The organism is Streptomyces sp. NPDC050636 (genome assembly GCF_040654775.1).
GTDB lineage: Bacteria > Actinomycetota > Actinomycetes > Streptomycetales > Streptomycetaceae > Streptomyces.
The window spans coordinates 445,622-471,492 of sequence record NZ_JBFAIP010000002.1 but is presented as its reverse complement, the minus strand read 5'-3'; the positions used below and the strand labels follow the sequence as shown (position 1 = coordinate 471,492).

The 25,871-nt window shown below is 70.7% G+C and carries 17 protein-coding genes; 8 read left to right on the top strand and 9 right to left on the bottom strand.

Features of this window, described 5'->3' with window-relative positions; all coding sequences use genetic code 11:
• The first annotated feature begins 397 nt into the window (after positions 1 to 397).
• Positions 398 to 1,261, top strand: a complete 864-nt coding sequence (locus AB0I10_RS04595; protein WP_363150792.1) for a GntR family transcriptional regulator — start codon at positions 398 to 400, stop codon at positions 1,259 to 1,261.
• A 173-nt stretch (positions 1,262 to 1,434) separates the two neighbouring features.
• Positions 1,435 to 2,652 (top strand): lactonase family protein, encoded by a 1,218-nt coding sequence (locus tag AB0I10_RS04590; protein ID WP_363150791.1) that lies wholly within the window; start codon positions 1,435 to 1,437, stop codon positions 2,650 to 2,652.
• Positions 2,653 to 3,197: 545 nt separating this feature from the next.
• Here the strand turns inward: AB0I10_RS04590 and AB0I10_RS04585 are convergent.
• The gene (locus AB0I10_RS04585; protein WP_363150790.1) at positions 3,198 to 3,887 is read right to left on the bottom strand and encodes a transglycosylase family protein; all 690 of its coding nucleotides are present in this window, start codon (positions 3,885 to 3,887) and stop codon (positions 3,198 to 3,200) included.
• Between the two features lie 1,056 nt (positions 3,888 to 4,943).
• The gene (locus tag AB0I10_RS04580; protein WP_363150789.1) at positions 4,944 to 5,693 is read right to left on the bottom strand and encodes a PaaX family transcriptional regulator C-terminal domain-containing protein; all 750 of its coding nucleotides are present in this window, start codon (positions 5,691 to 5,693) and stop codon (positions 4,944 to 4,946) included.
• 83 nt (positions 5,694 to 5,776) lie between these two features.
• On the opposite strand from AB0I10_RS04580, the gene AB0I10_RS04575 reads away from it, so the two are divergent.
• The 4 genes from AB0I10_RS04575 to AB0I10_RS04560 all read left to right on the top strand — a co-directional run bounded on the left by AB0I10_RS04575 (position 5,777) and on the right by AB0I10_RS04560 (position 10,335).
• Positions 5,777 to 7,447: an acyl-CoA dehydrogenase family protein gene (locus tag AB0I10_RS04575; protein ID WP_363150788.1), complete on the top strand. Its 1,671-nt coding sequence runs from the start codon at positions 5,777 to 5,779 to the stop codon at positions 7,445 to 7,447.
• Positions 7,447 to 8,208, top strand: coding sequence for a crotonase/enoyl-CoA hydratase family protein (locus tag AB0I10_RS04570; protein WP_363150787.1), 762 nt, complete (start codon positions 7,447 to 7,449; stop codon positions 8,206 to 8,208). The genes AB0I10_RS04575 and AB0I10_RS04570 overlap by 1 nt, the downstream gene beginning before the upstream one ends.
• A 181-nt stretch (positions 8,209 to 8,389) precedes the next feature.
• On the top strand, positions 8,390 to 8,902 hold the full coding sequence (locus tag AB0I10_RS04565) for a DUF1990 domain-containing protein (protein WP_363150786.1): 513 nt from the start codon (positions 8,390 to 8,392) through the stop codon (positions 8,900 to 8,902).
• A 197-nt stretch (positions 8,903 to 9,099) separates the two neighbouring features.
• Positions 9,100 to 10,335, top strand: a complete 1,236-nt coding sequence (locus AB0I10_RS04560; RefSeq protein ID WP_363150785.1) for a metallophosphoesterase — start codon at positions 9,100 to 9,102, stop codon at positions 10,333 to 10,335.
• Positions 10,336 to 10,391: 56 nt separating this feature from the next.
• On the opposite strand, the gene AB0I10_RS04555 is transcribed toward AB0I10_RS04560, so the two are convergent.
• The gene (locus AB0I10_RS04555; RefSeq protein WP_363150784.1) at positions 10,392 to 12,155 is read right to left on the bottom strand and encodes a coagulation factor 5/8 type domain-containing protein; all 1,764 of its coding nucleotides are present in this window, start codon (positions 12,153 to 12,155) and stop codon (positions 10,392 to 10,394) included.
• A 126-nt stretch (positions 12,156 to 12,281) separates the two neighbouring features.
• Positions 12,282 to 13,829 carry a glycoside hydrolase family 30 beta sandwich domain-containing protein gene (locus AB0I10_RS04550; RefSeq protein WP_363150783.1) on the bottom strand — a complete coding sequence of 516 codons (1,548 nt, stop codon included), beginning with the start codon at positions 13,827 to 13,829 and terminating at the stop codon, positions 12,282 to 12,284.
• Positions 13,830 to 14,385: 556 nt separating this feature from the next.
• Here AB0I10_RS04550 and AB0I10_RS04545 point away from each other — a divergent pair.
• Positions 14,386 to 16,692: a SpoIIE family protein phosphatase gene (locus AB0I10_RS04545; protein ID WP_363150782.1), complete on the top strand. Its 2,307-nt coding sequence runs from the start codon at positions 14,386 to 14,388 to the stop codon at positions 16,690 to 16,692.
• A gap of 354 nt (positions 16,693 to 17,046) precedes the next feature.
• Here the strand turns inward: AB0I10_RS04545 and AB0I10_RS04540 are convergent, their stop codons facing one another.
• Positions 17,047 to 18,444 (bottom strand): NADP-dependent succinic semialdehyde dehydrogenase, encoded by a 1,398-nt coding sequence (locus AB0I10_RS04540; protein WP_363150781.1) that lies wholly within the window; start codon positions 18,442 to 18,444, stop codon positions 17,047 to 17,049.
• 542 nt (positions 18,445 to 18,986) lie between these two features.
• Between AB0I10_RS04540 and AB0I10_RS04535 the strand changes: the two genes are divergently transcribed.
• Positions 18,987 to 19,832: a L,D-transpeptidase family protein gene (locus AB0I10_RS04535; protein WP_363150780.1), complete on the top strand. Its 846-nt coding sequence runs from the start codon at positions 18,987 to 18,989 to the stop codon at positions 19,830 to 19,832.
• A gap of 142 nt (positions 19,833 to 19,974) precedes the next feature.
• Here the strand turns inward: AB0I10_RS04535 and AB0I10_RS04530 are convergent, their stop codons facing one another.
• From AB0I10_RS04530 to AB0I10_RS04515, 4 genes are read right to left on the bottom strand one after another with little or no spacing between them, the layout of a single operon-like run.
• Entirely contained in the window at positions 19,975 to 22,194 is a 2,220-nt protein-coding gene (locus AB0I10_RS04530) for an ABC transporter ATP-binding protein (RefSeq protein WP_363150779.1), read from the bottom strand.
• A 7-nt stretch (positions 22,195 to 22,201) separates the two neighbouring features.
• Positions 22,202 to 23,083 (bottom strand): ABC transporter permease, encoded by an 882-nt coding sequence (locus AB0I10_RS04525; RefSeq protein WP_363150851.1) that lies wholly within the window; start codon positions 23,081 to 23,083, stop codon positions 22,202 to 22,204.
• A gap of 5 nt (positions 23,084 to 23,088) precedes the next feature.
• On the bottom strand, positions 23,089 to 24,039 hold the full coding sequence (locus AB0I10_RS04520; protein WP_363150778.1) for an ABC transporter permease: 951 nt from the start codon (positions 24,037 to 24,039) through the stop codon (positions 23,089 to 23,091).
• A complete protein-coding gene (locus tag AB0I10_RS04515) occupies positions 24,036 to 25,835 on the bottom strand; it encodes a peptide ABC transporter substrate-binding protein (protein WP_363150777.1) in 1,800 nt (599 codons plus the stop codon). The genes AB0I10_RS04520 and AB0I10_RS04515 overlap by 4 nt, the downstream gene beginning before the upstream one ends.
• Between the last annotated feature and the right edge of the window lie 36 nt (positions 25,836 to 25,871).

Here is a 25,871-nt window from a genome sequence, read left to right as displayed (position 1 = left end):
CCAGCGGCGGAGACCCCGTGGTGGCGGTAGCGGCAAAGCCCGTCATGGCGAGCGTGGCGGCTGCAGCCGCGGCAACTGCTATGCGCAGCCGATGACTTGGAGTGCAGGGCGTTCCGGACACGAGGACGTCTCCTTCGGTGGGGGGTGCTCACAGCTGACCAGTGGACCATCCACCAGTTGACCAGTTTCGGCTCACTGGACAGGTCACTGTCGGCTTGATGCGAAGGTGGCATAGACCAATGCGGTCGTCAAGTGGCCGTACGAGAAGGGGATTTGCGGCCAGGTTGGTTATCCACAGGCTCCCCTGCGCCTCTCCTTCGACCGATAAACTCCGCTTAACCAGCAGACCAGTTGAGGCCGACGAGATCAGTCGGACCGGGGGCGGAAGGCGGCGGACATGGACGGCGGGACGCGGGGCGCGATGCTCAAGCGGGAGCGGGTGCGGGCGGGGGTGCTGGAGCTGGTCGACGTCCGGCAGCCAGGCGACGCCATCCCCTCCGAACGCACCCTGTGCACCCGCTTCGGCGTCTCCCGGCCGACCCTGCGGGCCGCCGTGGACGATCTCGTCGCGAGCGGCGTGCTCGTACGGGAGCACGGCCGGGGGGTGTTCGTGGCACCCGGCAAGATCACCCAGGAACTGGTACCGGGGCAGCGGGTGTGCAGCGTCCCGCAGGCGAACGGCGTATGGACCAGCAGGCTGCTGGCCTTTACCACCGTCCAGGCCGGCGCCCGGGTCGGCCGCAAGCTGCGCCTCTCCCCCGCGGACCGGATCTACTCCGCCTCCCGGCTCCGGCTGGTCGACGACGCCCCCATCGCCATCGAGCATCTGCACCTCCCGGCGGGCCTGCTGCCGGAGCTCTCCGCCCGCGAGCTGGAGGAAGGCCACCTCTACGCACATCTGCGGGAGCGGCATGGAGTGCGGGTCCACGAAGCCGTCCAGTCCATCGAGCCGACGGTGGCCAACGAGGCCGAGGCGCGGCTGCTGGATGTCCCGGTACTGTCCCCCGCGCTGCTCTTCGAGCGGCTGACCACCGACGCCGCGGGGCGTCCGGTCGAGTACGTCCGCTCCGTCTACCGGGGCGACCGCTACCGCATCGTCTCCCGTCTCACGCTCGGTGGACCGGGTGACGACCGGCGGCCGGCGTCACCGGCGGATTCCACTACGCCGGCGGGCCAGGGCAGCCACCACCCCGGCATCCCGCCGGGCGATCTCGCGCGCCGCGCCCCGCTCACCACCTCCACCAGCGGCGACGTCCAATAGGCGGAACGTGAGGGCCAGTTGAGCCCGGCGACTCAGCACCTCGCATCACGTTGCGCCATACGCAATCCGTGTTGCAGCTCTTGCCGTCGCGTACGGAACGGGTCACCCTGGCTGCCACACACGAGATCGCCCCATGGATCGCCCCACGAGATCGCCGAACGCCGAGGTGTGGCATGAGCGCAGCACGCACAGGGACGAAGCCGCCGACGGCGCCCGGGACCGGTATCGGCCGTCGGCGGTTCCTCGGAACGGTCGCGGCCGGTCTGACCGCGACGGCCGGCGCCGTCCTGCCCACGACCGGGGACGCGGCGCCCACGCAGGCCGGACGCCACCCCGGCCGCCACCCGCGCACCGCCCGGCCGCTCTTCCTGGGGACGTACACCTCCCAGGAGGGCGGCGGCACCGGCATCGGCATCGGCACGTACCACCCGACGACCGGCCGGATCACCGCCACCGGCGTCGTGGCGGGCGTCGCCGATCCCTCCTACCTGGCGCTCGCCCCGTCCGGCCGCACCCTCTACGCGGTCAACGAGCAGGAGCAGGGCACGGTGACCGCCCTCGCGCTGCGGTCGGAGGGCGCACCCACGGTGCTGGGCAGCCGGCCCACCGGCGGCGCCGGTCCCTGTCATCTCTCGGTGCATCCCGGCGGGCGCTGGCTGCTCAGCGCCAACTACCTCTCGGGCAGCGTGGCCGTGCATCCCATCGACCCGGACAGCGGCGCCCTGGGTGAGCGTACGGATCTGCTCGTCCACTCCAGCCCGCCGCCCGGTCCCGGCCAGGACGGGCCGCACGCCCACCAGATCATCACCAGCCCGGACGGCGGCCATCTGCTCGCCGTCGACCTCGGCAACGACACCGTTTACAGCTACCGGCTGGACGCATCGGCCGGAAGGCTCACCCAGGTGTCGTATGCGACGCTGCGCCCCGGCGCCGGGCCCCGGCAGCTGACCTTCCATCCCTCGGGCGCCTTCGCCTATCTGGCGAACGAGGTCGACAACACCCTCGTGGTCTGCGGCTACGACCCGGCCAGCGGACGGCTGACGCCCGGTGAGCCGCAGTCCACCGGAACGGGCGCGGGCACCAGCTACCCGGCGCAGGTGCTGGTCACCCAGGACGGTGCTTTCGCCTATCTCGCCAATCGCGGCCACAACAGCCTCACCCGTTACGCCGTGGAGGCGGACGGGGCGCGGCTGCGGCTGCTGGACACGGTGCCGGTGGGTGGCGACTTCCCCCGGCAGATCGCGTTGTCGCCGGACGGGCGGCTGCTGTTCGCGGCGAACCAGAAGTCGGGATCGGTGACGGTGTTCTCGGTGAACCCGGGGACCGGGGCGCTTGAGGGCACAGGCGAGCCGTTCGCGGCTCCGATGCCGGTGTGCGTACTGCCGCTGTGACCTCGACGGCCTGACGTTCCGGGGACCCGTTAGACGGCCTGACGTTCCGGGGACCCGTAATGGGGAAGCGCCGCGCGGATTCACCAAGGTCAGCGAGAGCGGAGTGTCGCGCCGGGCGCTGCTCGCCGGCACATCGGTCGGCTATATCTCGGTGAACGCGGCCCGGTTTTCCCACTATGTCGTCCTCCAGTTCCTCATCAACTCCCATGGCGACATTGCCGTGTTCGTCTATCTGGCGCTGGCCTTGTCTTCCGGACGGCCGCTCGCAGTTCTGGCTGAGCCTGCTGACGGTGGCTGTCGTCCTTGCTGCGTACGAGGTACGGCGGCAGGCCTGAGCGCGGGGCAGGCCGTCCGTGGCGCCGCGGACGGCCTGCCTGCCCACCACTCCCCACGGTGGCTCATCCCCCCTCCGGACGAGCCACCACCCCGGGATTCAGCGGAGAACCGGCTGAGAAATCAGTTGAGATTCAGCGGAATTCCCCATGGGTGGGCGATGGAATACGCGGGTATTCCGGATGCGCTCGGCTGACGTCGCCGGAATGCGCTCAGCTGCCGCTGGAGTGCCGTACGGTCAGCCTCATACCGGGGTAAATGATGTCCGGATTAGCGCCGATCACACCACGGTTCAGCTGGTAGAGCTTCTGCCAGGACCATCCGTATGTGTACGCGATGCCGCTCACCGTGTCGCCCGAATTGACGACGATGGAGTCACCGATTTTCCGGTGGTGCCGCGCCTTGTATCGCTTTTCCTGGACGTGCGGGCGCCGGACCCGCTCGGCGGACCGGTGGGACGGTGTGATGGTGCGCGGGGTGATCCGCCGCGGGGTGGTGGTGCGCGGCACGCCGCCCGAGCGGAGGCCCAGCTGGGCCGAGCAGGCGGGCCAGGCGCCCCATCCCTGCCGGGCCAGCACCCTTTCGCCTACCTGGATCTGTTGCTCCCTGGTCGCCTGCGACGCACGCGCCCCGTAGGAACCGCCGCCGAACGAGCGCCAGGTGGTGTGGGAGAACTGCAGCCCTCCGGAGAACCCGTTCCCTGTGTCGATGTGCCAGCGCCGTCCGCTCTCGCAGCCGGCCAGGCGGTCCCATGTCCCGCCGCTCACGGCCTCGGCCGGCGCCTCGGCCGCCAGGCTCAGCGCGCCGACCGCCAGCAGGACCGTTGCCGCCGTGACGCTCCGGACCCCACGGACCCGGAATTCACTCCGGACATTCGCTTCCGACACCTGAGGAAATTCCATTTTCTTGCTCCCGTCGTTCGCCGCTCAGTTCCCTGGCGGCTGTTGAGGAAACGTGACGCCTTCTCGGTACCTCGCGTTCGCGCTGCTTCTTACTTCTTTCCTGTTGCTGCGTGTTGCTTTCGTTCCGCGAATTCCTGGAGGCGTCATGAATTCGACGAGTAAGAGACAACCACGGCCGGAGTTCGCATCGGCAGAGCGCGCGGTAGCGCCTTCGTCGCCCGGCTTGCCCCCTTGCCGTCGGAGCGGGTGCCGATCTCTCCGCATGGCGCACCATCCGACGGGGAGGGGCGCACCCCTCATGCCCCGGATGCAGCGGTTCCCGGGACGTATCGAGCATTTGACCGATCCCGGGGCGTCCGCCGAGCGCATCCGCCGGACTCGGTGCACATGCGCGGCAGGGGCCGCACGCACCGCGCACAGACCCCGTCGGGCAGTGCAACGGACCACGCCGAACGGAGGGTTTGGGGCAGGCCGGTGAGCCGGGTGGGGTCAGGGGGCCAGGGGTTGCGACCTGTGGCCCGGCCCGAAGCCGGCCCGGTGGGGGCGCAATGCGTGGCGGGCGCGGCGATCTCACGCCGGCCAAGGGCGGGTGCGGCGTGCGCCCGCGGGGCGCAGACCGGGCGGGGCGCGCAACCGGATCGATTCCCCGGCGCCAGTGGGGCGGGGGGTGACGGATGTGACGCCTGGGCCGACGGCGAGGGTGAGCCGGTGGAATCCCGTGACATCCGGGCGCAGCGGCCAACGGCCGTTGACAGCGATGGTGTTGGGGGCCGTTGGGACCGTTGAGGCCACTGGGGGTGCAGAGGGAGTCGTCGGCGGCCTCGGTACCGCGGGGTGCGCGGCGGCGGTCGCACCGGACGCGGCGAGCGGAGCGGGCGCGTCGGACGGTGCGGGCGCACGGGTTACGGCTTCCGCGATGCCCCCCGGTTCACCGGCCGCGCCGCCGCCCTCCGCATCCGTACGAGCCACCGCGCCGCCGTGCGCCCTCCTCGACGCCCGCCCGGCCGGCCGGGTGGGTCACCGCCCCCGGCGGCCGCGCGGATCGGCCGACGGCGCTCACCCCGCGCCGGTGGGCGCCACGTACTGTCGCAGCAGATTGCGCAGTTCGTCCTCAAATGCGTTGTAGCGGACCCGGAGTTCGACGCCCGGCCAGTCCCCCGGCAGCAGCGGTTGCGGGAGCAGGGGGTCCGCGAGGAGGTGGCGGAGCACGGCCGCCGAGACGGTGAAGCGTTCGGCGGGCGTCCCCGCCCGTTCCAGCGCTGCCAGCAGCGCGCGGGCCCGCGCCGACCAGCCGTCCAGGTCCCACAGCCGGCCGGCGAGCGCGGCCGGGTCGCCGTCCGGGGTGCCGGTGAGCAGGGTGCACTGCCCGGTGACGACGGCCGGGCGGGGCCGGTCGAGGTTGGCGGGGCGCAGCCAGCTGCCCTCACGGAGTTCGGCCAGCCGCAGGGCGGCCATGGCCTGCCGCAGCGCGGTGCGCTCGGCGGCCGGCCGGCGTTCGGCGGTGACCACGGCGATTTCCCAGGCGCCGTCCCAGGGACAGGTCCTGGGTGACCGGCTCTCGTCCTGCCGGGCCTGGCGCTCCAGCAGCCGGTCGGTGAGACCGTACGCCCCCTCTCGCTGCTGGAGGTCCCCCGCGGCCACCATCCGGGAGAGGGCGACGCGGACGGTGCCTTCGGCAATGCCGAAAAGTTCGCCGACGCGCACCAAGGCGCGCGCGGGCAACTGCGGCGGATGGTGCCCCAGAAGAGTGCTCAGCACGATGGAACGGGCCGTTAGCGGCCGCAGCGTGAGGGTGTCGTCGTTCATATGTGCCCGAAATTCTAGCCAAGGTGAAAGCAAGGGCCGTTACAGTCTTTTCCCAACTGTTGAAGAAACGTAACATCGGGCCTATGACCGTTACCCATGAAGTCGTGAATCAGGCCCCGCCGCTGACCGGATTCAGCACGGCGGACGAGCCGGCCCTGCTGGAGGCGCTGCGCCGGGAGGGCGCCGAGTGGGGCGAGCGGGAGGTGTCCGAGCTGGGCGCGCTGGCCGGCTCGGCGGCGGTGCAGGACCAGGCCCGCTGGGCGGAGGAGCAGCCGCCCCGGCTGCGCACCCACGACCGCTACGGGCACCGCGTCGACGAGGTCGAATTCCATCCGGCCTGGCATCAGCTGATGACCGTCGCGGTGGAGCACGGTCTGCACGGCGCGCCCTGGGCCGACGACCGCCCCGGCGCCCATCTGGTACGCGCCGCCAAGTTCTACGTCTGGTCGCAGGCCGAGCCGGGGCACGGCTGCCCGATCTCGATGACCTACGCCGCCGTCCCCGCGCTGCGGGCCGCACCGGACCTCGCCGCGCTCTACGAGCCACTGCTCGCCGCCCGCGCGTACGACTTCGGGCTGCGGGCGCCGCTGACCAAGGCGGGGCTGATCGCCGGCATGTCGATGACGGAGAAGCAGGGCGGCAGCGACGTACGGGCCAACACCACGCGCGCGGTGCCGGCCGGCGACGGGACGTACCGGATCACCGGCCACAAGTGGTTCACCTCGGCGCCGATGAGCGATGTGTTCCTGGCGCTGGCGCAGACCGATGAGGGGCTGAGCTGCTTCCTGCTGCCCCGGGTGCTGCCGGACGGCACGCTCAACGGGATGCGGCTGATGCGGCTCAAGGACAAGCTGGGCAATCGCTCGAACGCGTCCTCCGAGATCGAGTACGACGAGGCGGTGGCGTGGCCGGTCGGCGAGCCGGGCCGCGGGGTGCGGACCATCGTCGAGATGGTGAACATGACCCGGCTGGACTGTGTGCTCGGCTCGGCGGCCGGGATGCGGGCCGGACTGCGGCAGGCGCTGCATCACACCGCCCACCGGCGGGCGTTCGGGCGGGAGCTGGACCAGCAGCCGCTGATGCGCTCGGTGCTCGCCGATCTCGCGGTCGAGTCCGAGGCGGCGACGCTGCTGGGGATGCGGCTCGCGGCGGCGGTGGACCGGTCGCAGGCCGGGGACGCCGAGGAGGCGGCGCTGCGGCGGCTGGCGCTGGCGGTCGGCAAGTACTGGGTGTGCAAGCGGGGCAGTACGCATGCCGCGGAGGCGCTGGAGTGCCTGGGCGGCAACGGCTATGTCGAGGAGTCGGGCATGCCGCGGCTCTACCGGGAGGCGCCGCTGCTGTCGATCTGGGAGGGCTCGGGGAATGTCGCGGCGCTCGACGTGCTGCGGGCGCTGGGCAGGGAACCGGCCGCGCTGGACGCGTTCTTCGCGGAAGTGGACGCCGCCGCGGGCGCGGACCGGCGATTGGACGCGGCGGTGAACGGGGTCCGCAAGATGCTGGGCGGGCTGGCCGACCCGGAGGAGGCGCAGCTGATGGCGCGTTCGCTGGCGGAGCGGATGGCGCTGGTGCTCCAGGGGTCCCTGCTGGTGCGGAACAGCCATCCGGCGGTCGCCGACGCGTTCTGCGCCTCGCGGCTGGGCGGGGAGTGGGGCCATGCCTTCGGCACTCTGCCCGCGGGCGTCGATCTGGCGTCGGTCCTGGAGCGCGCCCGGCCGCGGACACCGGATGCGGGCGTGGCGCGGGGCGGGGCCTGATGTCCGTACGGGTGGAGCGGGCGGGGCCGGTGACGACGGTGGTGCTGTCCCGGCCGGCGGCCCGTAATGCCGTGGACGGCGCGACGGCGGGCCAACTGGCGGATGCTTTCCGGCAGTTCGAAGCGGATGAGGATGCGCGCGTCGCGGTGCTGTGGGGTGCGGGCGGGACGTTCTGCGCGGGTGCCGATCTGAAGGCGGTCGGCACGGAGCGCGGCAACCGGGTCGCGCCGGACGGCGACGGGCCGATGGGGCCGACCCGGCTGCGGCTGAGCAAGCCGGTGATCGCGGCGGTCGCCGGTCATGCGGTCGCCGGCGGGCTGGAGCTGGCGCTCTGGTGCGATCTGCGGGTCGTGGAGGAGAACGCGGTCTTCGGGGTGTTCTGCCGGCGCTGGGGGGTGCCGTTGATCGACGGCGGTACGGTGCGGCTGCCCCGGCTGATCGGGGCGAGCCGGGCGATGGACCTGGTGCTGACGGGGCGTCCGGTGGCGGCCGCCGAGGCCCTGGACATCGGGCTGGCCAACCGCGTGGTGCCGGCCGGGACGGCGCGCACGGAAGCGGAGCGGCTGGCGGCGGAGATCGCCCGCCTCCCGCAGGCGTGCCTGCGCAGCGACCGCGCGTCCCTGCTGGACCAGGAGGGAAAGGACGAGCAGGCCGCGATGGCGGATGAACTCCGTTATGGCCAGGGGGTGTTGACCGAGGCACTGGAGGGCGCGGCGCGGTTCACCGCGGGGGCGGGTCGGCATGGGGAGGCGGATCGCTAGGCGGGGAGGGCAGGGCGGGGAGGGGCGAGCCCCAGAGCTGGTCCATCGCGGCCCGATCGCGGTCCGATCGCGGTCCGATCCGGGTTCCGATCCGGGTTCCGTCCTGGTCAAGGCAGTTTGCGCAGCCGCCCCACGCGTACTGTCGGCGGCGAACGCAGGGACGATCACGAAAGGCGGCGTGATGAGCGACCTCACCTACCCCGAAGCAGGCGGCACGCAGCGCACTCCGCTGCCGCCCGGCTACAGCCACCTCCACCAGGAGATGCCCATCGGCCAGGGCCGCGCCGCCCTTGCAGCGGCCGGCGAGGCGGTCACCACCTTCCGTATGCACCGCGCGGCGGGCGTCGGCATCCGGGCCGACGGCCCGTGCGCCACACCGGGGTTGAGCATCGAGGTCTCCCTCGGCATCGGCCCGCTACGGCTGCGGGCACCCTGCCGGGTGGTGTGGACGGTGGCCGAGGAGGACCGTATCGGCTTCGCATACGGCACCCTGGACGGCCATCCCGAGTGCGGCGAGGAGGCATTCGTGGTCGAGCGGCGGGCGGACGACTCGGTGTGGTTCACGGTCACCGCCTTCAGCCGCCCCGCCCGGCTCATCACCCGCCTCGGGGGCCCACTGGTTCCCGTCTTCCAGCGCCACTACGCCCGCCATTGCGGCCGGACCCTCCGCCGGCTGACGAGCGGGGCCGGCTAGCCGACGGGGCGGAGCATCCGCGGGCCGCTCCCCGGCGGGCTCTCGCCCGCCGCTTCACCCCTTCCCTCACACCCTGCTGACCCCCGAAAACGCTTTGTTACCGGCGCGTAGCCCAACGCCCCCCTGATCGCCATACGTCCACTCCGGGTTCATCAAATCGTCACCATCTCCCCTGATGCGCATGAGAGAAACCAGGCATGTGTGATGACGAACTGATCCCGCCGCAGGCGGACATGACCGAGGACCAGTGGCTGCGGACCGGATCGGAGGCGGCGGCCGGGGGGCCGCCGATGCGCACCACGGGGCGCGTGCCGCAGTTCGTGAACCGGCGGACGCTGCTGGGCGGCGCGGTGGCCGGGGCGGCGCTGGCGGTGCTGCCGTCGGGCGCGCAGTCGCCCGCGTCCGCGTCCGGGACGCCCCGTCCCGGCGCTCCGGGAGCCTTTCCGTTCCCCGAACACCCCAATGGCAAGGGCGAGTTCAGCGTACTGATCACCGGTGACGCGGGGACCGGCGACGAGGCGCAGTACGCGGTGGCGGCGGCTGCCCGGGATGTCTGCCGGGCCGAGCGAATAGGTCTCGCGGTCGGGCTCGGCGACAATATCTATGAGAACGGCCCCGAGTCCGATCATGACTCGGAATTCCAGGACAAGTTCGAGAAGCCGAACAACGGGATCGATGTGCCGTGGCTGATGGTCCTGGGCAACCACGACTGCTCGGGGCTGATCCCCGGCAGCGGCGGCGACCCGTCCCGCGGTGACCGCGAGGTCGCGTACGCCAAGACCTCCAAGCGCTGGTACATGCCGAGCCGCTACTACAGCGTGCCGCTGCCGGCCGCCGATCCGCTGGTGGAGTTCTTCGCGATCGACACCATTCCGTGGTCCTCGTATGTCGCGCAGCTCGACCCGTACTACCGCTGGGACGGCCCGTACATGCGCGAGCAGCGGAGCTGGCTGGACGGTGCGCTGAAGGCGTCGCGGGCGCGCTGGAAGATCGTCATCAGCCACCATCCGTATCTCAACAACGGCAAGCACGGCAGCGCCGGTTCCTACGACGGTTTCGAGATCGGGAACTACGCCAGCGGTATCCACCTCAAGGAGATGTATGAGCAGGTGGTATGCGGGCGGGCTGACCTGATTCTGTCCGGTCACGACCACACGTTGCAGATCCTGGAGCCGACGGCGCGCACCGGCGGTACCCGGCAGGTGGTGTGCGGGGCGTCGGCCAAGACCGAGGACGGCAAGGCGCACTTCAGCCATCCGGCCGCCTGGCAGAACTTCTCCGACAACGGGTTCATGGTGCTGAAGGTGTCCGGTGCGCGACTGACCATCGACGCGTACACCGTCGACGTCGCGACCCGGAAGGCGACGTTGCAGCACCGGACGCGGCAGACGGCGCCGGTTGCGGCCGGGGACCCTGCGGGGGCGCACGTCTGACGTCGGGAGCGGTTCCGGGACGCATGCCGCCGTCCGTCCCGGAACCGCTTCCCCCGTCACTGCGGATAGCTCACCAGGTTCGCCACATTGCTGTTGGCGTCCGAGGGGCCGCCCGTCCCGTTGATGACGTGGCGGATGGTGCCGGTGCCGCCGAGGGAGACGGTCACCATGTCGTGGAAGCGCACGCTGGGGGTGTCGGGGACCTCGAAGGCGCGCTCCGCGGCGACATCGCGGTTGACGTTGAAGAAGCAGTAACTGCCGAGCCCCCACGCCTCGTGGTTCCGGACGCTGTCGCCGACCTTGTAGGCGGCGTATCCCTGGGTGTCGCCGTTCATCCAGGAGCCCTGGTCCGGCGGGTCGTAGGGCATCTCGTTCTGGTAGAAGTACGTCCGGCCGCGCTCGCCGTTCCAGACCGTCTGATGCTGCTGGTAGTGCTCGACGAACAGGCCGTACATGGTGACGTCGTCGCCGTTGACGGTGAGGCCGTTGGCCGCGGTGTTGGTGTTCCAGCCGACGCCGTCGCCGTGGTCGGCGCGCCAGATCCACAGGTGGTCGCCGATGACATGTGAGCTGTTGACGACCAGGCTCTTGGCGGCTTTACCAGTGCCCGGACCACCGACGCGGAAGAAGACATCGTGCAGCGAGGTCGGGTTGTCGGCGTGGCTCGCGGCGGAGTCCTGCGGGCCGACCTCCATGAGGGACGGTGAGCTCTCCGTTCCGGCGTCGATGAGCAGGCCGGCCACTTTCACACCGGACACGTCGGCCACGGAGACGGCGGTGATGCCGTTGTCGGGGATGAGGGTGGCCAGGCCCAGGCCGAGCACCACGGTGTCCGGCTTGGTGATCTTCAGCGTCTGGTCAAGGTGGTAGACACCGGGGGTGACCAGCAGATGTTTCCCGGCGTCCAGCGCGGTGTTGATCTGCGCCGCGGTCGCGCCGGGCTTGACGATGAAGAAGTCGCTCAGCGGCAGTGCACCGCCCTGCGGGCTGCCCGAGGACCAGCTGGTGCCCTGGGAATCCTTGCGGACGGCCGGTACGAACACCTTGTAGGCGCCGGCGTCGTCCACGTACAGGAATGGCTTCTCGCGGGAGACGGGGGTGGTGTCGACTCGGGTGTAGGGCGGGTCGGGGAAGTTTCCAGCCGGGGCGTTCTCGGCACCGACGAAGACCATGTTCCAGTTGGCGCCGGTCCAGCTGCCCCATTCGGTGTTGCGGGACAGCCACTGCTGCTGGGAGCCGGAGCGCACCTGACCGTCGACCTTGGTGTCGGCCAGCAGCCCGCCGCTCGACCAGCCGCCGTCGTCCAGCTGCAGATCGCCCTTGAGGTGCATCCGCCGGTACGGTGCCGCCTGCGACACCGCCCAACGGTCCGCGCCACCGGTCGGGTTGACGGCCAGGTTCTCCGCCGACCGCCAGAAGTTCTGGGTCGCATTGCCGTCGAACCAGTCGGCCTCGGCGTGCACGGCGCCGTTGACGGTGGTGTCGTCCGGGGACAGGCCCAGGCCGGCGATCTGGGTGTAGAAGCCGATGTTGGCGTCGACGTCGTACGAGCCCGGCTTGAACAGCAGCGCGTGCCGGGCCTCGCCGAACTGGTTGGTCTCCTGTTCCTTGAAGACGTCGTTCACGGCGCTCTGGATCTGGTCCTTGGGCGTCGAGGGGTCGAAGATCCGCACATTGGGCCCGAGGTCGGGGTCGGCCGCGGCGGCGTCGGCGTGCGGGACGGCGAGGGTGGCGGCACAGGCCGCTATGAGGGAGGCGAGGACGGTGGCACGGCGGGCCAACCGCGTTCTGCGGTGTCCGCCGGTGAATCCGAGTTTCACGGGGTTCTCCTTGTCAGCCCGTGTACCGGGCGAAGATCTGGCTGAACTGCCGGCCGTTGTAGGGGTAGGTGGTGGTGCCGGCAGTGCTCCTGCTCCCGGGGCCGTGCCCCGGTTCGCGCATCGCGTTCACTCCTGCTCTCGGTGAAGGGCGGCGGTGACGGGGCCGTGCGCGGCATTCCGATCGCCGCCGGTGGGGTTCCCGTCCCAGGTGAAGGTGGCCGAGGCGCCGGCCGGCAGATCGTAGGAGGCATGCTCGCCACCCCAGTTGATGTCGGCCTTCTGGGTGCTGCCGGTGTCGTTGTAGACGATCAGCGCCTTGGAGCCATTGGGGTTCTTCCAGGCCACGTTGGGTACGTCGGCGGAGTCCGTGGAGCCGATCCGCCGGGCTCCGGGCCGTACGAACCTGGTGAGATGGCCCATCGTGTAGTACTCGACGGTGTAGCCGACGGTGCCGTGCTTCGGGCCGCCGTGGTGCACGGTGATCAGGCCGGTGCAGCCGTCACAACCGCCGTGGTGCGGGCCGCCGTTCTGGTCCACGGCGAGGGACCACTTGAGCCAGCTGCGGCCCCAGTTGCGGGTGTAGTCGATGAGGTTGTGCATGTCCTCCCGCTGCTGGTTGGTGATCCACCAGCCGCCGGAGTGCTCGGTGTCGTACGTGGCGAGGCCCGGGTACTTGTTGTGCACCCGGGTCTGCTCGGTGACCTCGCCGCTGTAGCCGTGCCAGGCCAGGCCGCCGAAGTTGGGGTGGCGGCGGATGGCCGCATCGTCGACGATGGGCGCGCCGAGGTCTCGGTACCTGTCCCAATTCCAGTCCAGCGCGAGGACTTTGGTGGACAGCCCGGCCTTCTTGAGGGCGGGCAGCAGGTCGTTCTTGGTGAAGTAGGCGAGGCCCGGGGCGTTCCACTGCATGGACGGGTAGCCGGAGCAGCAGTTGGGCTCGTTCTGGGCGGTGACGTAGTCGACGGGCACGCCCCTGTCCTTGTACGCCCGCAGGTATGCCACGAAGTAGCGGGCGTAGGTGCCGTAGTACTTCGCCTGGAGCCGGCCCTGGTCGAGACTGCCGTTGTCCTTCATCCAGGCGGGCGCGCTCCACGGCGAGGCCATCACCTTGATGTCCGGGTTGAGTCTGCGGGCGTGTGCGGCCAGCGGCAGGATGTCGGCGAGGTCGTGCTCGACGGAGAAGTGCCTGAGCTGCGGGTCGTGCTGCCCGGCGGGCATGTCGTCGTAGGTGTAGCCGAAACGGGCGAGGTCGGAGGCGCCCATGGGATTGCGGAGGAAGCTGAGGCCGATGCCCTTGACGGGGTCGAAGAGCTTCGTCATCGCTCTGTCGCGGGTGGCGTCGCTCAGCGTGCCGCTGCTGTTCATCAGCCAGCCGGCGGTGTCGGTGAAGGCCGCGCCGCCGCCTTCGAATTTCTGATACGTCTTCGACTCGTCGACGGTGATATTGCCTCCGCCACCCGGCCGGAATCGGACGGGGCGCTGCTTCTCCAGGCCCTTGACGACATGTCGGCCCCCGGGGTCGGAGGTGGTCGTCAAGTGGACCTGGACCTGTTTGCGGGCGACGGTATCCGGGTTGACCGACGGCCCGGTGACGGCGGCCCATACGGGTACGAGGGCGGCCACGGCCGCGCCGGCCACGCCACTCAGCACCCGGCGGACTCTTCGCGATCTCATGTGGGGGGTTGCCTTTCTGTGGCAAGGACAGAGCAGGCTCGCGCACACCCGGTTCTGCCCATCGGGCCGGTGCGGTCACGGCCCAGCTACTGCTTCCGGCCGGTGTGGTCACGGCCGACTGCTCGGCCACATGCTTCGGGAATTGAACGTGCCGCGTCAAGAGTCCTGCACGACACGGAAGTTGGTCCAGGCAAATCCGCTCAGTGGATTCAACTTATGGAGCAGCGTGTGGAGACGGAGCTCTGCGGGGTGCCCTAGGCCCGGAGCTTGACCCGTCACCCGCCACACCATCGCCCGTCACCCGTCTTCCGTAACGCCCAGCGGCAACCGGAGCACCGGAAATGCGGGGTTTCGAGGCCGCACCTATCGTGAGCGCATGGCCGCGTTCCGGTGGACATCGGCCCCGGCCGCCCGCTGGGAACCGATTGCCCTGACACCCCCACTCACCGCGCGTCCGGGAACTGATTACGCTGTGTAATCGTTGCCGGATATGAGGAGGCATCGCGAGGCAAGGGCACGAGGCGGAGGCCAAGTGCACGAGGCGGAGGCAGAGGGCGTGACCAGGCAGACCGGACCGCCGGACGACAAGGGCTACGATCCCCGCGCCGACCGGCATCCGCGCCGGGTCGAGGAGGACGCGCCCGGGGTGTCGCACCATGAGCCCATCGGTCTGCGCGAGCGGCTCTCGCTCAACCGGATGGGCACCTTCGACTGGGATCTGGACACCGGGTTCATGAACCTGGACCCGGGCGCGCTGGACGTGTTCGACCTGCGCGCGGAGGAATACGACGGTGCGCCGCTGTCCCTGGTCTCGCGGGTACCGGCGGAGGAGGGGCTGCGGCTGGACGCGGCGCTCTCCCAGGCCCTGCAGGACGGCAGCTCGTCCTACGGCGCGTACTTCCGTGTCGAGTGCCGCGACGGAACCATGCGCTGGACGCACTCCCAGGGCCGGATCCTGCACGACGACGGCGGGCTGCCGTACCGGATCATCGGCATCGTCCGGGAGGCGTCCAGCGAGCTGGCGGACTCCGCACTGCTGCGCTCGCTCCAGCAAGAGCGGCGGCGGCAGACGGTGATGGTGCAGCAGATCACGGCCGCGCTGGCCCGCGCGCTGTCCGTCGCGGATGTGACGCGGGTCCTCACCGGGACCGGCGGCGCCCGGCGGTTCGGCGCGGACGGACTGGTTCTGGGGCTGGTCGAAGGCGGGCGGTTCGAGATCATCGCGGCCGCCGGGCTGGAGGGCGAGGTGCCCGACGACATGATGAACTCCCGCCTGGACGACACCCTGCCGCTGTCGGACGTGGCGAGCTCTCGACGGCCGTGCTTCCTGGCCACCCGGGGCGAGCTGATCGCCCGCTATCCGCGGCTGCGCCCGTACAGCGAGGCACTCCCGGCGGGCAGCTCCGCGTTTCTGCCACTGATCGCGCAGGACACCGTCATCGGGGCGCTGGGGCTGTTCAACGCCGAACCGTCGGTGCAGTCGACGGAGGAGAAGAACCTGGCGCTGGCGCTGGCCGGTGTCGTCGCCCAGTCGGTGCAGCGGGCCACCCTCTTCGACCAGGAGCGGGAGTTCGCGACGGGGTTGCAGGCGACGATGCTGCCGCGCCGGGTCCCGGCCATCGCCGGCGGCGAGGTCACCGTCCGCTATCACCCGGCGAGCGTCGGCCGGGACATCGGCGGCGACTGGTACGACGTGGTCCCGCTGCCCCAGGGGCGGACCGGGCTCGTGGTGGGCGATGTGCAGGGCCATGACACCCATGCGGCCGCCGTCATGGGCCAGTTGCGCATCGCCCTGCGCGCGTACGCCAGCGAGGGGCACTCGCCGGAGACGGTGCTGGTGCGCGCCTCCCGCTTCCTGGCGGAGCTGGAGACCGAGCGGTTCGCGACCTGTACCTACATCCAGGCCGACATGGAGTCAGGAGCGCTGCATGTGGCGCGGGCCGGCCATCTCGGCCCGCTGATCAGCGACGGTTCCGGGCACATCGACTGGCCCGAGATCCGCGGCGGGCTGCCGCTGGGCCTTGCCACCGGCTTCGGTCACGACCACTTTCCGGAGACCCAGCTGTTCCTCGAACCGGGGTCGACACTGCTGCTGTGCACCGACGGCCTGGTGGAGCAGCCCGGACGGGACATCTCGGCGGGCATCGACGCGCTGTCCGCGGCGGTCCGGGCCGGACCCCCGGAGCTGGACGCGCTCGCCGACCAGCTCTCGGACCACCTGTGGGCGGAGCCCGGCTCGGAGGACGATATGGCGCTTCTGCTGCTGCACCGGCTGACCGACCACCGTGCCGCCATCACGCCCCGGATGCGGCTGCATGTCCATCAGGCCGACCCGGCGGGGACCGCGGAGGTCCGCTCGGCGCTGCGCCGCACCCTGGACCAGTGGCGGGCCGGCGAGGTCTCGCACAACGTCGAGGTCGCCGCGTCCGAGCTGATCGCCAACGCACTGACGCACACCGAGAGCGGCGCGCTGGTCACTGTTGAGCTGCTGCCCGGCGCGCAGCGGCGGATCCGGCTGGAGGTCGAGGACCGCTCCAGCCAGTGGCCCCGGCGCCGCAGGCCCGGCGAGACCGCCACGTCCGGGCGGGGGCTGTTACTGGTGGAGGCGCTGGCGAACCGCTGGGGCGCGGAGCCGCGGGGCTCCGGCAAGGCGCTGTGGTGCGAGTTCGTCGTGCCGGATCCGCCGGATCTGCCGGATCCGCCGGATCTGGAGTCGACGGATCTGGCGTCGACGGTCGTGCGGGAGTCCATGGGCGTGCCGCCGGAATCGGAGGATCTGCTGGAGTCGGCGGATCTGCCGGATTCAGCGGGCCTGCCGGATTCAGCGGGCCTGCCGGATTCAGCAGACTCGGCGCCGCGCTGAACGTCGCGGGCGGGGGGGAGACGGTGTCCGCAGTATCCAAACGGTCAGCGTCCTCGGTGGCCGAGCCGACCAACCTGGCCGTCGGCCAGCTCGACCTGACCGGAACGTACACCCTGACGGCGGAGACGGAAACCGCTCCGGCGCAGGCGCCCGCCAGGTGGCGCAGGGAGGCCTGCCGGGTAGCACCCCGTACCACCACCCGATCGCCGCTCCGGCCACTCTGGCGGCTCCGGCGGCCTTGCCAGCTCTGACCGCTCCGGACGCTCCGACCTCTCCGACCTCTCCGACCGCTCCGGCCGCTCCGGCCGCTCCGGACGCTCCGACCGCTCCGACCGCTCCGACCGCTCCGACCGCTCAGTCCTCCGGGCCGTACCACACCGTCGTCATATTGCAGAACTCGCGGATGCCGTGCCCGGACAACTCCCGCCCGTAGCCGGAGCGCTTGGCTCCGCCGAACGGCAGGCCGGGGTGCGAGGCGGTCATCCCGTTGAAGAAGACGCCACCGGCCTGCAAGTCCCTTGCGAGACGGGCCTGTTCGCCCGCGTCCCGGGTCCAGGCGTTGGAACTCAGCCCGAACGGCGTGTCGTTGGCGACCGTCACCGCCTCGTCCAGGTCCGCCACACGGTAGAGCGTGGCAACCGGGCCGAACGCCTCCTCTTGGTGGATGCGCATCTCGGGGGTGATGCCGTCGAGCACTGTCGGCTCGTAGAACCAGCCCGTGTGGCGCTCCGGCGGGCGCCGGCCGCCGCACAGCGCCCGCGCGCCCCGGTGCACCGCGTCATCGACCAGTTCCTCCAGGTCGGAGCGGCCTTGCTCGCTGGAGAGCGGCCCGACGTCGGTGTCCTCGTCCATCGGGTCGCCGAGGGTCAGCGCGGCCATCCCCGCGGTGAACCGTTCAGCGAATGCGTCGTAGACATCGTTGTGGACGATGAACCGCTTGGCCGCGATACAGGACTGGCCGTTGTTCTGGACACGTGCGGTGACGGCGGTGCGGGCGGCCTTGTCGAGGTCGGCCGACGGCATGACGAGGAAGGGGTCGCTGCCGCCGAGTTCAAGGACGGTCTTTTTGACCTCGTCACCGGCGATCGACGCGACGGAGCGGCCGGCGACCTCGCTGCCGGTCAGCGTCGCGGCGGCGATCCGCGGGTCGCGCAGGATGTCCTCGACGGCGCCTGACCCGATCAACAGGGTCTGGAAGCAGCCCTCGGGGAAGCCCGCCCTGCGGAAGAGTTCCTCCAGGTAGAGCGCGGTCTGCGGAACGTTGGACGCATGCTTGAGCAGCCCGGTGTTGCCTGCCATCAGGGCGGGTGCGGCGAACCGCACGACCTGCCAGAGCGGGAAGTTCCACGGCATCACCGCGAGGATGGTGCCCAGCGGGCGGTAGCGCACCACGGCGCGCGCCGCACCGGAGTCCTTGACGTCGGCGGGGTCGGGCTGCTCGTCGGCGAGGAGCTCCTCGGCGTGGGTCGCGTACCAGCGCATGGTCTTGGCGCATTTCGCGGCCTCTGCGCGCGCCGCGACCAGCGTTTTGCCCATCTCCGTGGTCATGGTGCGGGCGATGGTGTCCTGGTCGGCGTCGAGCAGGTCGGCGGCCTTGAGCAGCAGCTCGGCCCGGTGGGCGAAGGATGTGTCGCGGTACTGCTTGAAGGCCTGCTCGGCCCGGATCAGGTGGTCTTCGATCTCGCCCGCGTTGAGCGCGTCGAAGGTCTTCAGGGTCTCGCCGGTGGCCGGGTTGACCGTGGCGATGGCCATGGCCGGCACCTCCTTCGGTAGTGCGGACGGCCCCAGAGAACGCGTGCCTCTAGGAGAGCGGCGAGGGGGCCGGGGACGGCTCGGGCACCGGGTCCGGGTCGGGTCCGGGCGGACGCGGGACCGGGGACGGTTCCGGTTCTCCGGGCCCGGGCGGTCCGGGCACCGGCGGCGGACCGGGGAGCGGCTCCGGAACGGGGCCGGGAGGCGGGCCTCCCGGGTCCGGGGGCGGTACGGGCTGAGGATCGCGGTCGACGGCGCGGTCACTGCGGGTAAGCGGTTGCCGCTGCACTGCGGGCCTCCAGAACGAGACGGCTGATGGCACATGGGACATAAGCCCCCGTACCCGAGTCTGGCCCGTCCATGGCCCTGGCGCACGATGGACTTCCCCCGGACGGGATGCGGGCGCGGTGGGGCAGGACGGACGCATCCGCGAGTTGCGGCCCGGACACGTCCGCCGGGGCCCAGACGTCATCCGCGCGGCTCTGCGTATGTGACCTGTTTGGGCGGCGACGCGTCGACCCGCCACGCTCTAGATTGCGGGCATGCCCCTGACGCGTACCCGTACGACCACGGCCGGAAGCGGCAAGCGCGGCGGAAGCGGCAGGAGCGGCGCGAGGACCAAGGCCGCTGCCAGGGCCACTGCCACCCCCGCGACCGCCGCGCTGCTGTCGGCGGTCTGCGCGGCGGGGCTGCTCGCCGTCGCCTCTCCCGCCTCGGCGACCCCTCCGGCCACGCCACCCGCCCAGACCGCCGCCGACCGCATTCCGCTCCCCTACCGGATGGCCGACACCGGCGGCGGCGACCAGCTCATCACCGCCCGTGCGCCCAGGAAGGGCTCCACCACCGGGACCGTGAAGTGGTGGCAGTGGCGCAACGGCCGCTGGCACCAGGCCGGTTCGGCGCCGGCCCGCTTCGGTTCCGGCGGGCTGACCGAGGGCAGCACCCGTGAGCAGGGCACCTCAACCACTCCGACCGGGCTGTACGACCTGCCGTTCGCCTTCGGGATCGACCCGGCGCCGGACGGCACCACCACCCCGTACCGCCGGGTCCGCCCGGATTCGTGGTGGTGCGAGGACAACGCCTCCACCTCCTACAACCGCTGGGTGGAGCCACGGCCGCGGGACTGTGCGGCCGCCGAGTCCGAGCGGCTGGCGGACTATCCGACGCAGTACAGCCGCGCCCTGGTCATCGGGTTCAATTACCACCGCCCGGTGCACGGCCGCGGCGCCGGGATCTTTCTCCATGTCAATGGGAAGGGCGCGACGGCGGGCTGTGTGTCCGTACCGGCCCGGGCGATGGCGCGGATCCTGTCCTGGGTCCGGCCGTCCGAGCACCCGCATATCGCCATCGGCACGGCCCACGGGCCGACGGCGATCACCCGCTACTGACCAGCGACCAATCACCAACCACCAACCACGACCCATCAACCACCGCCCACGGCCGACTACCGACTACCGACTACCGACTACCGACAACTGACCACCGACCACCGACCACCGACCACTGCCCAGCAACCCTGACCAGTGCCACCTATCGACCGCTCCCGGCCAGATCCACCGTCAGCGGAAAGTGGCAGGCCACCCGGTGGCCAGGCGTTTCCGGCTCGGCGGGCGGCGGCTCGGTGGTCGCGCACAGCTCGGTGGCGGCCGGGCAGCGGGTACGGAAGCGACAGCCGGAGGGCGGGGTGGCGGCTGAGGGTGACTCGCCGCCGAGCGGGGTGCCGGCCGGGGTGGCGTCCGGGTCGGGGACGTTGACCGTGTCGAGCAGCCCACGGGTGTACGGGTGCAGCGGGCGGGTGAAGACCCGCTCGGCGGGGCCGGTCTCGACCAGCTTGCCGAGGTACATCACACCGACCGAGTCCGCGAGGTGCCGCACCACCGCCAGGTCGTGCGAGATGAAGAGGTAGGTGAGTCCCTTCTCGCGCTGTAGATCGCGCATCAGGTTGAGGATCTGCGCCTGGACGGACACGTCGAGCGCGGAGACCGGTTCGTCGGCGACGACGAGTGAGGGCGTCAGCGCGAGGGCGCGGGCCAGGCCGAGGCGCTGGCGCTGGCCGCCGGAGAACTCGTGCGGATAGCGGTCCACCGCGCCGCGCGGCAGCCCGACGTCGTCCAGCAGCCCGGCGATCCGCCGTCGCTGTTCCGCCTTGTCTCCGATGCCTTGGATGACCAGGGGTTCGCGCAGTACGGCGCCCACTCGCATCCGGGGGTCCATGGACGCGTAGGAGTCCTGGAACATCAGCTGGACGTCGCGCCGGTGCGCGCGTAGCTCCCGCTTGGTCAGGGTGCTGATGTCGCGGTCGGCGAAGTGGACGGTGCCGTCGGTGGGCGCCTCCAGGCCGACGACGATCCGGCCGAGGGTGGACTTGCCGCAGCCGGATTCCCCCACGATGCCGAAGGTCTCACCGCGCCGCACCGTGAGCGAGATCCCGGCCACCGCGCTGACCTGCGACGCGGCGCTCTTCCGGCGGGCGAAGGGGCCGCCGTGCAGCGGATACGACTTGGCTACGCCGACCAGCCGCAGCAGCGTTTCTTCGGTACGTACCGGGGGCGCGGTGGGTGTGGGCGGGCGGACCTCGGCGACCGGGTCGGCGCCGGGCGCCGGATCGACCGGGTGGAAGCAGGCAAAGGCATGGGGCGCGTCGCCGTCCCCGTTGGTCTCGCCGGTCAGTTCCGGCTCGGCCGCGCGGCAGATGTCGGTGGCGAAGCCGCAGCGCGGGGCGAAGCGGCAGCCGGCGGGCCTGGTGACGAGGGACGGCGGCAGGCCGGGGATGCTGGACAGCGAGCGGACACCGTCGGTGGCACGTTGAGTGGCATCCGTAGCGCGTAGGGCGCCGTCGGTGGCACGTTCAGTGATATCCGTAGCCCGCAGAGCACCGTCGACCGCACGTTCAGTGACATCCGTAGCCCGCAGGGTGCCGTCGACGGCGCGTTCGGGGAGGGCCGCGAACAGGGCCTGGGTGTAGCGGTGCCGCGGGGTGGCGAACAGCGGCCGTACGGGGGCGCGTTCGGCGATCCGGCCGCCGTACATCACCGCGACCCGGTCGACCCGACGGGCGATCACCCCGAGGTCGTGGGTGACCAGGATCATCGCCATGCCGAGGCGCTCGCGCAGCTCGTCGATGAGTTCCAGGATCTGGTGCTGGGTGGTGACGTCGAGGGCCGTGGTCGGCTCGTCGGCGATCAGCAGCCGGGGTTCGCAGACCAGTGCCATGGCGATCGCGACGCGCTGCCGCATCCCGCCGCTGAGCTGGTGCGGATGGTTCCTCATCCGCTCGGCGGGGTGCGGCATGCCGACCAGCCGCAGGGTCTCCTCGGCCTTCGCCCAGGCTTCGGCCTTGGTCAACTCCGTGTGCAGCAACAGGGGTTCGGCGACCTGGGCGCCGATGGTGAGGGTGGGGTTGAGGGAGGTGAGGGGGTCCTGGAAGACCATGCCGATGGTGTTGCCGCGGATGTGCCGCAGGGCGGGTTCCGGGGCGGCGGCGAGGTCCGTGCCGTCGAAGAGGATCCGGCCGCCGGTGACCTTGCCGCCGTTCGGGAGCAGGCCGAGGACGGAAAGCGCGGTCATCGTCTTGCCGCAGCCGGATTCACCGACGATGCCGAGCGCTTCGCCGGGGGCGAGGTCGAGGTCGACGCCGTCGAGGGCGTGGACGGTGCGGCCGCGGCCGGTGATCTCGACATGCAGGTCGTCCATGGTCAGGAGCGAGTCGGTCGTCAGGAGCGGTTCGGTCATCGGGGGCGGGTCGGTCATGGGGGCCTCAGTTCTTGTTCAGCCGTACGTCGAAGGCGTCCCGCAGCCCGTCGCCGATGAAGTTGAAGGCGGAGACGACCAGCACGATCGCGAGGCCCGGCGGGAAGATCAGCCACCAGTGGCCGACCTGGGTGTAGGTGATGCCGGCGGAGAGCATGGAGCCCCAGTCGGCGGCGGGCGGTGGGATGGACAGGCCGAGGAAGGACAGATAGGCGACGTAGAGGATGGCGTCGGCGATCTGGAAGGTGGCGTTGACGATGACGGTGCCGATGGCGTTGGGGACGATATGCCGGAACACCGCCCGGCCACCGCCGCCGCCCATCAGCCGCATGGCGTGGATGTAGTCGCGGCTGCGCAGCGCGAGCGCTTCGCCGCGGATGAGCCGGGCCGGGGAGAGCCAGGCGACGGAGGCGATGATCAGGATGAGGACGGGCTTGCTGGGTGTGACGATCGCGGCGACCACGACGAGCAGGAAGAGCGCCGGGATGGCGAGCGCGGCGTCGGTGATCCGCATCATCACGGCGTCGATCCAGCCGCCGAAGTAGCCGGCGACCGCGCCGTAGACCGTCCCGAAGAGGGTGGCCAACAGGCCTGCGGCCAGGCCGACTTCGAGTGAGGTGCGGCCGCCGTGCATCAGCCGTCCGAGCAGGTCGTAACCGAGGTCGGTGGTGCCCAGCGGGTGGCCGCCGCCGGGGGCGAGGCTTGCCTGGGAGAGGTCGGTGTGGATCTGGTCGGTGGGGTGGATCAGCGGCCCGAGGAAGCAGAAGGCGAGCAGGGCGAGCAGCACCAGCGCGCCGGTGAGGGCGAGCTTGTTGCGGGCGAAGACGGCGAGGGTGCGGCGGGCCGGTCCAGGGGTGGCGAGGGCCGCCTCGGGAAGGGGGACATCGATGGCGGTCACGTCACGCTCCTGATGCGCGGGTCGAGGGCGGCGTAGGCGATATCGGTGATCAGGGAGCCGAGGACGGTGGCGACGCCGACGACGAGGGTGACGCCGAGCAGGACCGAGAAGTCGGAGCCCTGGGCCGCGTTCCAGAACAGCAGCCCCATTCCTGGGTAGTTGAACATCGACTCGACGACGAGGGTGCCGCTGAAGAGGGTGGGGAGGTAGAGGCCGAGGAGGGTGGCGAGCGGGATGAGGGCGTTGCGCAGTACGTGCCGGGTCATGATCCGGGCATTGGACTGGCCCTTGGCGCGCGCCGTGCGTACGTATTCCTCGCTGAGGTTGTCGAGGACGGCGGAGCGCATATAGCGGCTGAAGGCGGCGATGATGCCGAGCGCGGCGGTGACGACGGGGAGTACGAGAGCGGGCAGGTCGGCGAGGATGCCGCCGACGGTGTCGGCCTGGGGCGCTTCGGCGGGGAAGAGCTGGAGCTGCTGGCTGAAGACGAGTATGAGGACCAGGCCGAGGAAGAACACCGGGGTGGCGTAGGCGAGGAAGGCCGCGCCGGTCAGCAGGTAGTCGGCGGCCTTGCCGCGGCGTACGGCCTGGAGAATGCCGAGCGGGACGGCCAGCAGTGCGGCGAGCGCGATGGCCAGGCCGGCGAGCAGGGCGGTCTTGGGCAGCCGTTCGCCGAGCAGTGAGGCGACGGTCTGGTTGAGCTTGTACGACTCGCCGAGGTCGCCCGAAAGCAGCCGCCCGAGGTACCTGACGTATTGCTCGGGCAGTGAACGGTCGTATCCCTGCTGGTGGTTGAAGTGGGCGATGGATTCCGGGGTGGCCTGGACACCGAGAATGGCGCGGGCCGGGCCGCCGGGGAGCATGTGCAGCAGGACGAAGACGATGACGGAGACGAGCAGCAGCACGACGACGGCCTGTGCGATGCGCTTGGCGAGGAAGCGGATCATTTGCCGGCACCGCCCTTCTTCACGAAATACCAGTCCTGGGGTGCGAGGGTGAGTGTCGGGTTCTGGTCGACGCCGCGCAGGTCGTTGCGGATGGCGGAGACCTGATAGGCGGGGTTGGGGGTCCACAGGACCGGCAGCTGACGGGCGACCTCGCGGCCGTAGTCGCGCATCACGGCCGGGTCGTCGGAGTATTCGGTGTCCCGGATCAGACGGTCGGTACGCGGATCGGACCAATTTCCCATGTTCGACGGGGCGTTGGTGGCGAAGAGCTTCTCCCCGCTGGGGGCGGGCGGGAAATACCAGCTGCCCTGGGTGCCGAAGAAGCCGAGCTGCCATTCCGCGCAGATGGGTTCGGACTTCTTGCAGGGGACGGTGGTGCCCAGGACGGTGTTGAGCGGCTGCTGCCGGATGTCGAGGGTGATTCCCGCCTTGCCGAATTCGGATTTGACGGCCTGCATGGTGTTGGAGGTCTCGGTCGAACCGGACTGGGAGAGCAGCGAAAGTCGCAGCTCCTGGCCGTTCTTGATGCCCGCGCCACACTCTCGGGTGCCGTTTCCCGGCCGTACGCAGCGCAGTTCGCCGTCCCGGTCGGCCCAGCCGTGCGCGGCGAGCAGCGCCGTCGCCTTCTTCGGGTCGTACGGATAGGGGTCGCCGTCCAGGAGCCCGGCGGGGACCGGGCCGAGGGTGGGCGTGGCGCTGCCGTGCCAGATCACCTTGGAGATGGCCCGCTGGTCGATGAGGTGCTGGAGCGCCTGGCGGAGATAGGGCTGGCGCAGCAGTGGTCCGGCCGTGGGGTGGTTGAAGTTGAGGACGATATACGTGACCGCCCAGCCCTCCCACGGGTCGATGCGATAGCCCATCTCCTTGAACTTCGCGGACTGCGCCATGACGGACGGCGGGATATAGCCGTAGTCGACGCCGCCGGCGCGCAGCACATTGAATTCGGAGTCGGCGGTGGTGAAGGGCTTGAGGACGACCCGGTCGAGGTGGGGTTTGTCCGGTCCCCGGTATTTCTTGTTGGGGATCAGGGACACCTGGCCCGAGGTGCTCCACTTTTCAATCGTCCAGGGCCCGTTGACGGTCTTCCACAGCGGGTCGCTGTCAAATCTGGAGAACTGTTTGGCGTGTCGCATCAGCCGGGCGAAGGCCTGCTTCGGGCCCTGGTGATCGGGGTTCCAGGCGTGGACGGGTAGTGCGGCGAAGTCCTGGAGTTCATTGGCGGTGAACCATGCCGGGTTGTACGCGCGGTCGAGCCGGAGCCGGAAGGTGCGGTCGTCCACGGTTTCGAACGCCTTGACGTCGTCCGGCATCAGCTTGGGTGAATAGCCAGCCCAGTCCTGCTTGTTGTGTTTGACCAGATCGAACCAGAACTTCACATCGCGGGTGGTGACGGCCTTGCCGTCGGACCACTCGTAGCCCTTCTTCAGGGTGATGCTGACGGTTTTGTTGCCGTCGCTGTAGCGGGGCGGTTCCGCGAGGCCGCGCGGCGACTCCATGGTCAGCGCGTCGCCCTTCTGCTCGGGCTGGAACAACGGCAGGAACAGCAGGTTCTGTATGGCGCTGTTGTACGAGGCCAGATAGCCGGGGGCGCCTATGGGGAAGATCCAGTTGGGGGTGGAGGCGGGCGGCAGGGCCATGGTGGCGGTGCCGCCTTCGACGCGGGTGCCGCCGGTGAGCCCCACGTCGGTGACAACGTTGCCACGCGGGCCGCAGCCGGCCAGTGCGCAGGCGCCGAGCAGGGCCGCGGCCAGGATGCGCCCCAGGGGCCCACGTATTCGTGTGCTGCGCAGGCGCATGCTGCCTCCGGGGATCGACCGGTCGAAGAATGCGAG

Excerpts from the sequence above, each read along its gene's own strand:
- AB0I10_RS04595 (WP_363150792.1), top strand. The coding sequence starts at position 398 with ATGGACGGCGGGACGCGGGGCGCGATGCTCAAGCGGGAGCGGGTGCGG.
- AB0I10_RS04585 (WP_363150790.1), bottom strand. The coding sequence starts at position 3,887 with ATGGAATTTCCTCAGGTGTCGGAAGCGAATGTCCGGAGTGAATTCCGG.
- AB0I10_RS04565 (WP_363150786.1), top strand. The coding sequence starts at position 8,390 with ATGAGCGACCTCACCTACCCCGAAGCAGGCGGCACGCAGCGCACTCCG.
- AB0I10_RS04540 (WP_363150781.1), bottom strand. The coding sequence starts at position 18,444 with ATGGCCATCGCCACGGTCAACCCGGCCACCGGCGAGACCCTGAAGACC.
- AB0I10_RS04520 (WP_363150778.1), bottom strand. The coding sequence starts at position 24,039 with ATGATCCGCTTCCTCGCCAAGCGCATCGCACAGGCCGTCGTCGTGCTG.
- AB0I10_RS04590 (WP_363150791.1), top strand. The coding sequence starts at position 1,435 with ATGAGCGCAGCACGCACAGGGACGAAGCCGCCGACGGCGCCCGGGACC.
- AB0I10_RS04550 (WP_363150783.1), bottom strand. The coding sequence starts at position 13,829 with ATGAGATCGCGAAGAGTCCGCCGGGTGCTGAGTGGCGTGGCCGGCGCG.
- AB0I10_RS04560 (WP_363150785.1), top strand. The coding sequence starts at position 9,100 with ATGTGTGATGACGAACTGATCCCGCCGCAGGCGGACATGACCGAGGAC.
- AB0I10_RS04515 (WP_363150777.1), bottom strand. The coding sequence starts at position 25,835 with ATGCGCCTGCGCAGCACACGAATACGTGGGCCCCTGGGGCGCATCCTG.
- AB0I10_RS04570 (WP_363150787.1), top strand. The coding sequence starts at position 7,447 with ATGTCCGTACGGGTGGAGCGGGCGGGGCCGGTGACGACGGTGGTGCTG.
- AB0I10_RS04530 (WP_363150779.1), bottom strand. The coding sequence starts at position 22,194 with ATGACCGACCCGCCCCCGATGACCGAACCGCTCCTGACGACCGACTCG.
- AB0I10_RS04535 (WP_363150780.1), top strand. The coding sequence starts at position 18,987 with ATGCCCCTGACGCGTACCCGTACGACCACGGCCGGAAGCGGCAAGCGC.
- AB0I10_RS04575 (WP_363150788.1), top strand. The coding sequence starts at position 5,777 with ATGACCGTTACCCATGAAGTCGTGAATCAGGCCCCGCCGCTGACCGGA.
- AB0I10_RS04580 (WP_363150789.1), bottom strand. The coding sequence starts at position 5,693 with ATGAACGACGACACCCTCACGCTGCGGCCGCTAACGGCCCGTTCCATC.